Source organism: Bradyrhizobium sp. SZCCHNS30572, assembly GCF_032484415.1.
GTDB lineage: Bacteria > Pseudomonadota > Alphaproteobacteria > Rhizobiales > Xanthobacteraceae > Bradyrhizobium.
This window is the reverse complement of sequence record NZ_JAUESY010000014.1, coordinates 43028-55315: the sequence shown is the minus strand read 5'-3', so window position 1 is coordinate 55315 and position 12288 is coordinate 43028. Positions and strand designations below refer to the sequence as shown.

Sequence of the window (12288 nt, the reverse complement as noted above, 5' to 3'; positions counted from 1 at the left end):
CGAGCCGATCGCACCTGCATTCTCAGCCGACGGCAGATCAGCTCCCACGGCCCACCGTGTCAGCCATCGTGGCGCCGCGGGTGCCAAGTGGCTGTGCGGCGCCGGTGGTGGTGTCGCGCAGGGTCTGATGCTCCAATTCGGCATCGAGCTCAGCACCGATCAGGATCACGATGGCGGAGATCCAGATCCAGGTCATGAAGCCGATGGCGGCGCCGAGCGAGCCGTAGGTCGCGTTGAAGCTGCCGAAATTCGCCGCATACCAGGAAAACAGCGCCGAGCCCGCGAGCCACAGCGCCGCCGCCAGCGCGCTGCCCCAACTGATCCAGCGCCATCTGGGCTCCTCGCGGTCCGGCCCGTAGCGATAGATCAGGGCCAGTCCGAGCGCGACGCAGATGAAGATCGCCGGCCAGCGGCCGATCCGCAGCACCAGGTCGCCGGCCCCGGACATGCCGAGATAGTTCAGCAGCACCGGGAGCACGACGACGGCGCCGATCGCAAGCAGCGCGAACAGGATCGCGCCGCCGGTGAACAGCAGCGAAATCGCGTTCAGCTTGATGAAGCCGCGCCTCTCGGGCTCGCGATAGACGATGTTGAGCGTGTCGAACAGCGACTTCATCGCCGCATTGGCGCTCCACAGCGAGATCGCGAGGCTGACGAGGAAGGTGATGCCCAGCGCCTGACGGCCGTTGGCAGAGACGCGCGTCAACTGGTCGCGCGCGATGTCGATGGCGCCGCCGGGCATCACGCCCTGCAACTGTTCCAGATGTCCGGTGATTTTGGCCGGATCGGAGAACAGGCCGTAGATCGCCACCAACGCGGCCAGCGCCGGAAAGATCGCCAGCAGGGTGTAGAACGTCATGCCTGCGGCGAGCGCAACGATCCTGTGCTCGGTCACGTTTTCATAGACCCGGAACAGGACGTCCTTCCAGCCGCGCGCGGGAAGCTCCGCGGGCGAACGCGCCAGCCGGCCGTGTCCAGCGCCGGACCGGCGCGCGCCTCCCGAGCCTTCCGTCTGTTCGGGCCGCTGATCGAAATAGTGGATCAGGAACGCGAACCCGAGCAGAGCCAGCATCCCGCCGGTGCCAGGTGCGCGCGGGCGGCTCGCGAAAACGCTCGAAGAGTCGCGATGTGCGGCGTCTGACGTCTTGGATCGGCGAAACATGGGATCGGTCCATCACCAGCGGCCAAAAGCAACCGGAGCGGTGGACGAATGTTCCGGCATCACGCCATGACGCGCGTTGCCAAGCTCCGCAACGGTGGAGTCCTCTGATCTTCAAAAGGCCAACTCGGGCAAGCGCCAACATCCAGACAATTTCGTCGGCCTGTGAACGCGTCGCTGCGCCGCCGACACAAAACAGTTGATGTTGCGCGCGAGGAACGGGCCTGCGCCCCCTCGCGTTGCAATAGTACTTTTCAACGCAAGGATAAACGCATGCGCCGCCTGTTATTTGCCTCGCTGTCTGCCACCGCCGTCCTCGCGAGCTTCGCCGCGATCTCACCGGCTTCCGCCGCGCAAGACCGCTTCTGCCTGCAGGGCAGGATGTGGGGCTATCCGGGCAACTGTCAGTTCTCCACCTATCGTCAGTGCCAGGCGGCGGCCTCGGGGACCGATGCGGGCTGCGGCATCAACCCCGCTTACGCCTATGCCCGGCAGCGCGGCTACGACCCACGCTATTGACCGCGGGTCATTGCGTCAGCCCTCGCGCGGGGAATGAGCCGCGCGATCCATCCAAACCTGGCAACAATTGAAACATGGCTGGCGGCGACATCTCTGGCCGCCACGCCTCCCCTGGCCCTGCTCTATTGCATCGCGCAACGGCACCATGATCCTTTGCCTCATGATCCGTTAGCTGTTGCGGCAAGTCCCATCCGAGGCCGGCGGTCACGCGTCCTCTCCTCCTCCGCTGATACGTGCACGGAACATTGCGCCTCGCTGTTGCTTATACGGCGACCAATGTCGAACCGGAGGAGGATCATCATGGACGGACTGATTTATCTCGTGGGGTTGATCGTGGTCATCATGGCCGTTCTGTCGTTCTTCGGTCTGCGCTGAGACGACATCATGGCCATGGAAACTGCGCCGGTCGTCACATCACCCCTTTCAAGCGCGACGGCCGATAGCTGGACCCTGCAATGGACGCCGGTCGTTGCAGGAGCCCTGACCGCCGCCGCGGTCTCTTCGATCCTGATCAGCTTTGCCATGTCGGTCGGCCTCGGTGTCAGCTCCACCGCGCCGACATGGCGCGACGCCTCGGTGGCGCTCTGGCTCCTGTCCGGCCTCTATCTGGTGCTGCAGGCGCTGATCAGCTTCGGCTGCGGCGGCTACATGGCGGGCCGCTTGCGCGCAACGCACGGGCTTGCCGAAAGCGAAGAGATCGAAAAGCGCGACGGCCTGCATGGCGTCTCAGCCTGGGCGCTGGCCGTCGTGCTCGGCGCTATCCTGGCCGTGCTCGGCGCGTCCGCGGCGACGCGGACCAATCCACTGACTGCGCCGGCGACGGCCAATGAACCATCGATCCTGAGCTATGAGCTCGACCATCTGTTCCGCGCGCCGCGGCGAGCACCCAGCCCGGATCTCGCCCCCGCGCGCAGTGAGGCCGGCCGCATCCTGCTCACGGCGTCGAGCCACAATGGCGTCAGCCCGGAGGATCGCAGCTATCTCGTGCAGCTCGTCAGCGGCACGACCGGTCTCGCTGCTCCCGATGCCGAGCGGCGGGTGGACAGCGTGATCGCAGAAGCCAAGACCGCGATCTCGCGCACGCGCGCCGGTACCGTCATCCTGGCGTTCTCGGTGGCCACCGCGCTGCTGCTCGGCGCCGTCGCCGCCTGGGCGGCTGCGGAGAGCGGTGGCCGTCACCGCGACGGCAAGCCTGTCACCGGATGGATGCTGCACGCCAACCGCTTCAGCCGGCGGCGCGACATGTGGCGGCGGCCGATGTCGATGCCGGAATAGAGCACGTCAAGAACAGCGAGCGGTCCGACCCATCGCCGGGCCGCTACGCATTGTACCCCCGCCGCGAAAGAAGCGCGCGCAATTCAGGCGAGCCGCAGGATCATCAGGTTCGCGTCGCTGCCATAGCTGCCGGTCGGATCCGCGGCGGCCGCCTTGTCGACCGCAAATCCTTGCCTCTCCCAGAATGGCGTCGAGCCGTTGACGGCGATCAGCGACAGCGACTCCAGGCCGAGCGCACGCGCGTGTCGGATCAGTTCCTCGACGATCACGGTCGCCGAGCCGCGGCCGCGAACCCCGGGCAGCAAAGCGAGATCGTGGATGTAGTAGGTCGATGCAGCCGACGGAATGCTTCCGATCAGCCGGTTCAAGGCCGGCGGCCGGTCGAGATGCCAGGGATGGCTGAGCACATAGCCGGCGATGCCGGCGCCGGTCCCACGCAGCACGCGGCATCCATCAGGGTGGAGACGCAGGCGCTCCGCGAAAACACTCCTGTCCTCGGGATAGTCCGGGTGCACGCGGGCTGCGATCCCATCGACATCAGCAAGATCGCTTGGCGCCATGGCACGCCAACTCATGCGGCCCGCACCGGTCTGGTTCTTCCTCACTCGCCCTTGCTCACTTGGCAAGCGCCAGCCAGCGCTCGCTGGCCGACAGCGCCGTCGGCCACAGCGCCTCCGTCGGCTGCCCGCGATGCAGTGCCTTGCCGACCTCGCAGATCGACATGAAGGCCGCCGAGCGCGCCTCCTCCACCTCGAGCGGCTGCTCCGCGCTCGGGCTGCGGACGAGGCCCATCAGGCCGTTCAACGTCTGCAGTGCCGCTTCCGGGGGGCTCGCCTCCGCCGCCCTCAGCGCAGCCACGATCTGCTGCGCCTTTTCCGATTCGGTCATCACGTCGGTCATCGTCTTATCGCTTGCCCGTGCCTCATGGGAGAACGCTAGCAGCCGGACGAAGGTCGGGCAATGCTCGGGCAGACGGCACTCCGATGCCGAACACGCAGTGCCGACGTGCGATTTTCCGCCGGTCCCGGCTCGGCCATCTTGCGAGGCTGCTTCGCCAGCGTCTCAGCCAGCGTTGCATTGGCCTCGTGGTCGGCAAACTTGTTCTTCAGATGGCGCGATCATTGGCGATCACGACGCCCGGACAAGGCTGAGGCATCGTGGTCGCTCTGGCCCATGTCATTTCGCCAATGATTTCGCCATGTCGAGGTGCTTCTGCAGCACCGGCACGGTCTGCTGGGCGAAGTCCGACAGCGGTGAGTTTGCCGCGGCCTGCTTCTGATACTTCTTGATATCCTCCTGGTGATCGCGAACCATCGCCTGCGCGAACGCCTGGTCGAACCGACCGCCGGACATGCCTTCCAGCCGGTTGTAGATCGCCTTCTGCTTCTTGCTCGGCTCGGACGGCACCTTCATCCCGTTCTGGCTCGCAAGCTGCTGCGCCTTCTGCAGATGCTCGCTATGGTCCTGCTGCAAGGCCTGCCCGAACTGCTTGACCTGATCGCTCTGCCCCTTCTGCTGCGCCAGCTTGCCCATGTTCACCTCGGACATGTCGCCCTCGATCGCCTCGGTCATGAAATGCTGATCCTTGGCGGGCGACTGACCTTTCGGAGCGGCGACCGCGCCGCCGGCCACCAACACGGTCACGGCAGAGGCGGCCATGGCAATTCGGATCGCTTTCGTCTGATGGTTGTGGATCATCCTGCTCATCGTTGATCTCCGAGGGGTTGGCTCCTGATCGTTCCGACGGCAAGAGCCTCGCCCGACGATCGTTCCTAAGCCCCGCGTGGCGGCCCTGCAGAATGCTTCCGCGCGCAACTACGCGGCGGGTTCCAAATGCTGCGGCACGCCCCCGCAGCACGACGTCGATGACTTCTCGGTATCGGACCCGCGCTAGACAGCTCTCAGTGAGAACGTGCATCTCCTCCGAGCGCCCGAGCCAGCACGCGTCGAAGCAGGCCGGCCTGCGCCGCGCTCCCGCGCCACGCCACGATCTGATCGGGACGGATCAACGCGAGGTCGGCCTCGTAGAGATCGCGCAGGGCCCGCGGCAAGGTGACGATCTCGACATCGGCACGCAGCGGCCCCATGGCCTCACGGAGTTGATCCTCATCGAGGTCGCTGCCCTCACACCGCAGCAGCGTCCATTCGAAGCCGAAGCGGTCGTACAGCGAGATACCTTGCTCCAGCCAGGCGTGCGGCGCGCGGCCGCCGGGACAGGCGCTCGGCACGTAGGCGTTGGCCGCATCCGGCGGCGGCCGGGTGCCATCGGGGACGATGATCGGTGAGCCATCATAGCGGCCGCCGAAGGTGACGCCGGGGATGTTGAACTCGGCGCGCGCATGCTGATCGAGATAGGCGCTGGCGATGCGCCGTGCCTCGTCGCCGGCCGCGGTCGCGTCCTCGATCTCGGGCACCGCGGCAAACAGGCCGAGCGAATCCGCAAAGCCGCGCGCGTAGCCGGTGTTGCGCAGCGCCACCGGACGGCGCTCGGCCTCGTAGCTGTCGAGCAGCGAGACGGGGCTCGTTCCCTTGACGACGCTCGCGAGCTTCCAGCCCAGATTGACCGCGTCCTCGATCGCGGTGTTGTAGCCGAGTCCGCCGGTCGGCGTGAACAGATGCGCCGCATCGCCGCCAAGGAAGACCCGGCCGCGCTGCAGGCGCTCGGCGACCAGCGCATGACCCGCGGTCCAGGTGAGGTGCGAAAGCACCTCGCAGGGAATGGGCGCACCGCAGGCGCGCTGGAACGCTGTCCTTGCATCATCGGCAGTGATCGCGCTTTCGTCCTCGCCGGGCCGCAGCTGGGTGTGGAAGGCAAACTCGTCGCGTCCGTTCACTGCGGCCATGAAGGCGCGGCGGTCTCGATTGAAGCAGACATACATCCAGGCCCGCGCATGCGGGACACTGGCGTAGAACTCCGGCGAGCGGAGATAGACCGCGAGCATGCGGCCGCCCATGAAATCGCGCCGTATTCCCGTCGTTCCGCCGTAGGAGATCCCGAGCGATTGTCGCACCGGGGAGCGCGGACCGTCGGCGCCGATCAGGAAATCGGCCGCGACCTCGCAGCGCGCGCCGTCGCTGACGCGCTCGACGTCGGCGGCAATGCCGCCGTCATCCGCGACGTAGCCGATCAACCGATGTCCGTAGCGCAACTGAATGCCCGCAAGCTGCGCCGCGTGCCTACGCAGGATCGCCTCGACGAATTTCTGCGACACCCGGTGCGGCAGCTCTGCTGCGCTCCACGAGCCGGACAGACCCTTCACCAGTTCCGTCGCGCGTGCTGCGGACGGCAATTGAAAACGTGCCAGCTCATGCGCCGTGTAGCGCGTGAAATAGGCGACGTCGGTCGGGTAGTCCGCGGGCAGGCCGGCGCGCCGGACCTCGTCGGCGAAGCCGAGCCGGCGGAAATGCTCCATCGTCCGCGCCTGCGTCGCGTTGGCCTGCGGGTTGAAGGCCGTTCCCGGCTTCTCGTCGACCAGGATTGCGGACACGCCGCGGCGACCAAGCTCGTTGGCCAGCATCAGCCCGCACGGACCGCCGCCCACGATCAGCACCGAGGCGCTCAGACGTTCGATCACGGCGATTCTCCTCGCAACGGAGGAATGCTACCGCGCCCGGCACAATAGTCAAGTAACCTGACTATCTGACATCGTCGAGCGTATCGAAGCGGGCGCCATAGGCCGACAGTCCTTGCAGGATCGCGTCCATCACGGCCTTGCCGATCTCCTTGCGCATCTCGGCTTCGGCCACATCGACGGCATCGCCGAACGCCTCCAGCCATTTCAGTCCGGCCGGCGTGAAGCGGACCAGTCGGGCGCGCCGGTCGCTCGGATCGGCCTCGCGCGACACCAGACCCAGCTCGACGCATTGATCGACCAGCTCGCCCATCGCCTGCTTGCTCATCGAGGCCCGCCGCGCGAGCTCGGTCAGCCGGGTGCCCTCGACGTCGAGATTGCGGGTGAGGCTGACATGGGCGATCCGCGTCCCGCCATGACCGCCCTCGGCCATCAATTGGAGGACCCGGGATTCGAACCTGCGCACCGCATTGTTGAGCAGCCGGCCGACATTGGCGTGCCGCCATGCTGTTCCGGTTCGTCGCGCAAGCGGCGCCTCGCGTGGAGATCGCGCTGTCATGTGGAAAACACCTCGTCGAATCCGGCTACGCTGGGCCAGGGTAGCAAGCGCACGCTCGTTTCGCCCGATTCGTGGCGATTCGTTGCGGCGTTTCGGTAAGAGCAGCTCCAACTTTTCCGATGATCTCGGCTTGAGGGCATACGCTCGCGAAGCCACCCTGAGAACAAAGTCGTTCAAGATGGCCGGCCTGGCTGTCTGCTTCTGAAATCGATCGATGCTTCGTCATTACCTGATCAGCGCACCAGCCGGTTGCCTGAGGCCTCGCAGAAAGCCAGCCCGAAGCGGATGCCCTGAACCGCGCCGCGACGATCGAGGCCAACGGTCCGCAGAGTCCATGCCATCGTGGCATGCAAATGCACGTCGTCGTGCTTCGGAGCGACCATGCGCGCGGCATGAAACGCCCGATCGAGCAGCGCGACTTCGATCGCTGACGGCGTGCCCGTACGTTAGTCCGGCTGACGCAGGCGGCCCGCACGGCGCGTTCATGCATTGCCGCGCATCGCGTCTTCCGCCGCAAGCAGTTCGTCGAAGAGATCCCATGCACTCGACGCTTCGGCTTCTGACATCTTCCGGATGGCGTAACCGACATGAACCACGACGTGATCGCCGGGATCGATCGTTTCATGCTGAAGCAAAAACAGACTCACCATGCGCTCGATGCCTTTGGCCTCGCATCGCGCCATGACTCCGTCACACTCCACGACCCGCATCGGGATGCCAAGGCACATGTCGGTTCCACGCAATTACTTGGGTGATAAATCATAGCCCGATCGATGAACTCGATTTGACGTGGATCAAGATAAGAGCATCATATTCGCTGCATAGAATATGAGGCGCCTGATCTCGCGGGGATTTCCATGCGGACGAATGTCGCGGCGACCACCACGCTGGTGCTCGGAATCGGCAATATCCTGCTGAGCGATGACGGCATTGGCGTGCACGTCATTCGGGCCCTCGATGCACTGGAATGTGCGGGCGAGATACCGCATCGTGTTGCTCTGCGGGATGGCGGGACGCTCGGGCTATCCCTGTTTTCGGAGATCGAAGATTTCGGCTCGCTCATCGCCGTCGACGCCGTGGAACTGGGCGCGAAGCCCGGCACCGTAAAGATCTTTCAAGGTCCGGAGATGGACCGGCAACTGACGGGAAAGAAGCGGACGGCTCATGAGGTCGCGCTTGCCGACCTGATGTCGGCGGCGCGGCTGACCGGCTGCGAGCCGGCGCGTCGGGCGCTCGTCGCGGTTCAACCTGAATCCACGCAATGGGGCCTGTCGCTGACGCCCGCGGTTGGCGCGGCCATTCCCACCGCATGTCAGCAGATCAAAGCGCTACTCAGCAGGTGGCACCATGACAGTTGAAGCGGATGCCGCAGCGGGGTTCCGCACCGGGATGACCGACAGCCTGCTCCGCGAGATCGCCCATCACCTCGATGTGCTTGCCAAGACCGGCGCTTGCGCGGCGATCGATCTGTGCAGCCTGCCTCTCACGGTTGCGGACCGCAGCGAACTGGAAGAGCGGTTGGGCCATGGTGACCTGGAGGCCGTTTTGACCGCAGCCGGCATCAGCGAAATCTGGGAGACGCGCTATGCCGGCGTGTGGTGGGTTCGCCACCTGGGCGCCGGGGACAAGCTCGCCGCCGAACGCATCGAAATCACGGCGTCGCCGGAGATCCTGACAAGCCATGCGGCCGACATCGCTGCGGCCAGCAACAAACTGTCTGAAGATCTGATCGACCGCGTCTCTTCAGAGGATGCCGAAGATGCATGAAACCGAGACAATCGGCGAGCTCTTGACGCGCCGGGGCGTCTCCCGCCGCGCCCTGCTGAAATATACGACCTATCTTGCCAGCCTTCTGGCGTTGCCCCCGATGGCCGCGAAGGGCATGGCGGAGGCGTTGGCAAATACGCGGCGCCAATCCGTGATCTGGCTCTCATTTCAGGAATGCACGGGCTGTACGGAATCGCTGACGCGTTCTTTCGGTCCGACCATCGAGGACATGATCTTCAATCTCATCTCGCTCGACTATCACGAAACGCTGATGGCGGTGTCGGGTGCTGCCGCGGAAGCGGCCCGCCTCGCTGCCATGAAGGAGAACAAGGGCAAATATGTCGTCGTAGTCGACGGCTCAGTCTCGACGAGAGATGGCGGGGTCTACTCCACCAACGCCGGCAAGACCAACCTCGAGGTGCTGAAGGAGACGGCCGCAGATGCAGCCGCCGTGATCTCAGTCGGGACCTGCGCGGCCTTTGGCGGCATCCCGCACGCAAATCCCAACCCCACCGGCGCAGTTGCCGTCAGCGACATCATCACCGACAAACCGGTGATCAATGTCTCCGGTTGCCCGCCCATTCCGGAAGCCATCGCGGGCACGGTTGCGTATTTCGTGACTTTCAACAAGCTTCCCGAGCTCGACGACAAGGGCAGGCCGAAAGCGTTTTTCGGCGATACGATTCATGACCGCTGCTATCGCCGACCGTTCTACGACAAGGGGCAGTTCGCCAAGCAGTTCGACGATGAGGGAGCACGCAAGGGCTGGTGCCTCTATGAAGTCGGTTGCAAGGGGCCCGTGACTTACAATGCGTGCGCGACCGTGAAATGGAATGGTGGCGTCTCCTTCCCGATCCAGTCCGGACACGGCTGTCTGGGGTGTTCCGAACCGAATTTCTGGGATCGCGGCAGCTTCTACCAGCCGCTTTCCTCAAACACGTTGAATGATCCGGAGATCATCGGCGGCGCCGCAGCTGCGGGCGCGGCGGTCGGGATTGCCAGCGCATGGCTGGCGCGCCGGCGCAAACAACGAGCGGAGAGGGAGACCCAGCCATGAGCCTGCTGGATTTCGTGCGCGGGCCCGCGATCGAGATTGCAATCGCGATATTCGTGGGCGGCGTGGTGTGGCGGCTCGCGTCACTGTTGCTCCTGCCCTGGACCAACGACAGATCGGCGAAGCGAGCCGGTGCACCGCATGCGGTGGTTGGCGCGTTCCGGGGCTTCGTGCGTCACCTATGGCCCGCGAACACCCATCTGCGCGCGTCGCTGTTCAGCACGGTGAACGGCTATGTCTTTCACGTCGGCCTTGCCATCGTCGTGTTCGGACTGGCGCAGCACATTCTATTCCTGCGCGGATTGTTCGGCTTTTCATGGCCGAATTTGCCCACCGGCGTGATCTCGGCCGCGTCGGTGCTCACGCTCGCGTCGCTCCTGGCTGCGCTGGCGCGGCGGATGACGAATCCCGTCTTAAGACTGCTTTCGACGCTTGACGACTACTTCAGCTGGCTGGTGACGTTCCTTCCGGTCGTGACAGGGCTGATCGCTGTGAGCCACCTGTGGGCGCCGTATGAAACGCTCTTGTCCGTGCACATCCTGACCGTGTGCCTGTTCCTGATCTGGTTCCCGTTCGGCAAGCTCATGCATGCCTTCCTCGTCTTCCTGACCAGAAGCGAGACCGGGATCTTCTACAGCCGCCGGGGAGTTGAGATATGAACCAGCGCATCGTGGTCGATCCCATCACGCGCATCGAAGGGCACCTGCGGATCGAGGCGGAAACAGATCCCCAGGGCGCCATCACCGGTGCGTACAGTTCCGGCACGATGGTGCGCGGCATCGAACTGATCCTCAAAGGACGCGATCCGCGCGAGGCCTGGGCTTTCGCGCAGCGAATATGCGGCGTGTGCACGCTGGTCCACGGCATCGCCAGCGTCCGTGCCGTGGAGAATGCGCTGGGATACGCCATTCCGCCGAACGCGCAACTCATCCGCAACCTGATGATTGCCGCACAATATGTGCACGACCATGTCATGCACTTCTATCATCTGCACGCGCTCGACTGGGTCGACGTGGTGTCGGCGTTGAAGGCCGATCCGGCGGCGACGTCGCAACTGGCGCAATCGATCTCGAGCTTTCCGAAGTCGAGCCCGGGCTATTTCGCAGACACGCAGAAGAGACTGAAAGCCTTCGTCGAAGGCGGCCAGCTCGGCATCTTTGCAGGTGGATTCTGGGGACATCCCGGATTCAAGCTGCCGGCCGAAGCAAACCTGATGGCGGTCGCGCACTATTTGGAAGCGCTCGCCTGGCAGCGCGAGGTGGTGCAGCTCCATACCGTCTTCGGCGGCAAGAATCCGCATCCGAATTTCCTGGTCGGCGGCGCCCCGTCGGCGATCAGCCTGAACACCGGCGGCACCGCCATCGGCATCGACGGTCTGCAGACGGTGAAGACCGTGATCGGCCGAATGAAGGATTTTGTCGAGCAGGTCTATCTGCCGGACACGCTGGCCATCGCATCCTTCTACAAGGACTGGTTCGCGCGCGGCGAAGGCGTGGGCAACTTCCTGACCTACGGCGACTTTCCCGAAAAGGGCATGGACGACCCGGCCAGTTGGCTGATCCCGGCGGGCGCCATCCTCAATCGCGACCTGACCACGATCCATCCCGTCGACATGAACAATTCGGAGGAAATCCAGGAGTTCGTCTCCCATTCCTGGTACGACTATGCAACCGGCAAGGACAAAGGCCTGCATCCTTACGAGGGCGAGACCAATCTGCATTACAGCGGTCCCAAGCCTCCCTTCGAGCAGCTCGATGTCGGTGCGAGCTATTCCTGGCTGAAGGCGCCTCGCTGGAAGGGCCATGTCATGGAGGTCGGCCCGCTCGCGCGCGTGCTGATGCTCCATGCCAAAGGTCACGAGCCGACGCGCGAACTGGCCGGCTACGCGCTGGGCAAGCTCGAACTGCCGCTGACGGCGATGTTCTCGACCATGGGACGCACTGCGGCGCGCGCCCTGGAAAGCAAGATCGTCGTCGACCAGATGTCGACCTGGTACGACCGTCTTCTTTCCAACATCCGCGCGGGTGATCTGAACGTTCACAATTCGAACAAGTGGGATCCCTCAACTTGGCCCACCGAAGCCAAGGGTGTCGGCTTCATGGAAGCGCCGCGTGGGGCGCTGGCGCATTGGGTGGTGATCAAGAACAAGCGCATCGATAATTATCAGGCCGTGGTGCCCTCGACCTGGAACGCGGGACCGCGTGATTCCAAGGGCCAGCCCGGACCTTACGAAGCGGCATTGATGGATCGCCACACACTCCACGATCCTCGGCAGCCGCTCGAGATCCAGCGCACGATACACAGCTTCGATCCGTGCATTGCGTGCGCGGTGCATGTGATCGATCCGGAAGGCGAAGAGCTGATACAATTGCGGGTGAGGTAA

15 protein-coding genes and 1 pseudogene are annotated in these 12288 nt (G+C 64.5%); 8 read left to right on the top strand and 8 right to left on the bottom strand.

Annotated elements, in window-relative coordinates:
• Window positions 1-37 precede the first annotated feature (37 nt).
• The gene (locus QX048_RS33510; RefSeq protein ID WP_315828053.1) at window positions 38-1072 is read right to left on the bottom strand and encodes a YihY/virulence factor BrkB family protein; all 1035 of its coding nucleotides are present in this window, start codon (window positions 1070-1072) and stop codon (window positions 38-40) included.
• A gap of 360 nt (window positions 1073-1432) precedes the next feature.
• On the opposite strand from QX048_RS33510, the gene QX048_RS33505 reads away from it, so the two are divergent.
• From QX048_RS33505 to QX048_RS33495, 3 genes are read left to right on the top strand one after another with little or no spacing between them, the layout of a single operon-like run.
• Window positions 1433-1678 carry a DUF3551 domain-containing protein gene (locus tag QX048_RS33505; protein ID WP_315715474.1) on the top strand — a complete coding sequence of 82 codons (246 nt, stop codon included), beginning with the start codon at window positions 1433-1435 and terminating at the stop codon, window positions 1676-1678.
• Window positions 1679-1711: 33 nt separating this feature from the next.
• Complete coding sequence (locus QX048_RS33500) at window positions 1712-2053, top strand: hypothetical protein (protein ID WP_315828052.1); 342 nt, start codon at window positions 1712-1714, stop codon at window positions 2051-2053.
• A gap of 9 nt (window positions 2054-2062) precedes the next feature.
• Complete coding sequence (locus QX048_RS33495; RefSeq protein ID WP_315828051.1) at window positions 2063-2953, top strand: hypothetical protein; 891 nt, start codon at window positions 2063-2065, stop codon at window positions 2951-2953.
• A gap of 83 nt (window positions 2954-3036) precedes the next feature.
• Here QX048_RS33495 and QX048_RS33490 read toward each other — a convergent pair whose 3' ends face one another.
• The 7 genes and pseudogenes from QX048_RS33490 to QX048_RS33460 all read right to left on the bottom strand — a co-directional run bounded on the left by QX048_RS33490 (window position 3037) and on the right by QX048_RS33460 (window position 7812).
• Window positions 3037-3513, bottom strand: coding sequence for a GNAT family N-acetyltransferase (locus tag QX048_RS33490; RefSeq protein WP_315828126.1), 477 nt, complete (start codon window positions 3511-3513; stop codon window positions 3037-3039).
• Window positions 3514-3568: 55 nt separating this feature from the next.
• On the bottom strand, window positions 3569-3841 hold the full coding sequence (locus QX048_RS33485; protein WP_315715796.1) for a hypothetical protein: 273 nt from the start codon (window positions 3839-3841) through the stop codon (window positions 3569-3571).
• Between the two features lie 288 nt (window positions 3842-4129).
• Window positions 4130-4660: a DUF4142 domain-containing protein gene (locus QX048_RS33480; RefSeq protein ID WP_409999281.1), complete on the bottom strand. Its 531-nt coding sequence runs from the start codon at window positions 4658-4660 to the stop codon at window positions 4130-4132.
• Between the two features lie 194 nt (window positions 4661-4854).
• Window positions 4855-6528 carry an FAD-dependent oxidoreductase gene (locus QX048_RS33475; RefSeq protein ID WP_315828050.1) on the bottom strand — a complete coding sequence of 558 codons (1674 nt, stop codon included), beginning with the start codon at window positions 6526-6528 and terminating at the stop codon, window positions 4855-4857.
• A 61-nt stretch (window positions 6529-6589) separates the two neighbouring features.
• On the bottom strand, window positions 6590-7084 hold the full coding sequence (locus QX048_RS33470) for a MarR family winged helix-turn-helix transcriptional regulator (RefSeq protein ID WP_315752105.1): 495 nt from the start codon (window positions 7082-7084) through the stop codon (window positions 6590-6592).
• Window positions 7085-7320: 236 nt separating this feature from the next.
• Window positions 7321-7386 (bottom strand): annotated as a pseudogene (locus QX048_RS33465) (adenosine-specific kinase); the annotation flags it as partial.
• A gap of 180 nt (window positions 7387-7566) precedes the next feature.
• The gene (locus QX048_RS33460) at window positions 7567-7812 is read right to left on the bottom strand and encodes a HypC/HybG/HupF family hydrogenase formation chaperone (RefSeq protein ID WP_315752106.1); all 246 of its coding nucleotides are present in this window, start codon (window positions 7810-7812) and stop codon (window positions 7567-7569) included.
• Window positions 7813-7941: 129 nt separating this feature from the next.
• On the opposite strand from QX048_RS33460, the gene QX048_RS33455 reads away from it, so the two are divergent.
• Genes QX048_RS33455 through QX048_RS33435 form a run of 5 tightly spaced genes read left to right on the top strand, consistent with a single transcriptional unit; the run spans window position 7942 to window position 12288 of the window.
• A complete protein-coding gene (locus tag QX048_RS33455) occupies window positions 7942-8442 on the top strand; it encodes a HyaD/HybD family hydrogenase maturation endopeptidase (protein ID WP_315828049.1) in 501 nt (166 codons plus the stop codon).
• Entirely contained in the window at window positions 8432-8851 is a 420-nt protein-coding gene (locus QX048_RS33450; RefSeq protein WP_315828048.1) for a hydrogenase expression/formation C-terminal domain-containing protein, read from the top strand. Before QX048_RS33455 ends, QX048_RS33450 begins: the two co-directional genes overlap by 11 nt.
• A complete protein-coding gene (locus QX048_RS33445) occupies window positions 8844-9908 on the top strand; it encodes a hydrogenase small subunit (protein ID WP_315828047.1) in 1065 nt (354 codons plus the stop codon). Before QX048_RS33450 ends, QX048_RS33445 begins: the two co-directional genes overlap by 8 nt.
• Entirely contained in the window at window positions 9905-10564 is a 660-nt protein-coding gene (locus QX048_RS33440) for a hypothetical protein (RefSeq protein WP_315828046.1), read from the top strand. The genes QX048_RS33445 and QX048_RS33440 overlap by 4 nt, the downstream gene beginning before the upstream one ends.
• Window positions 10561-12288, top strand: coding sequence for a nickel-dependent hydrogenase large subunit (locus tag QX048_RS33435; RefSeq protein ID WP_315828045.1), 1728 nt, complete (start codon window positions 10561-10563; stop codon window positions 12286-12288). The genes QX048_RS33440 and QX048_RS33435 overlap by 4 nt, the downstream gene beginning before the upstream one ends.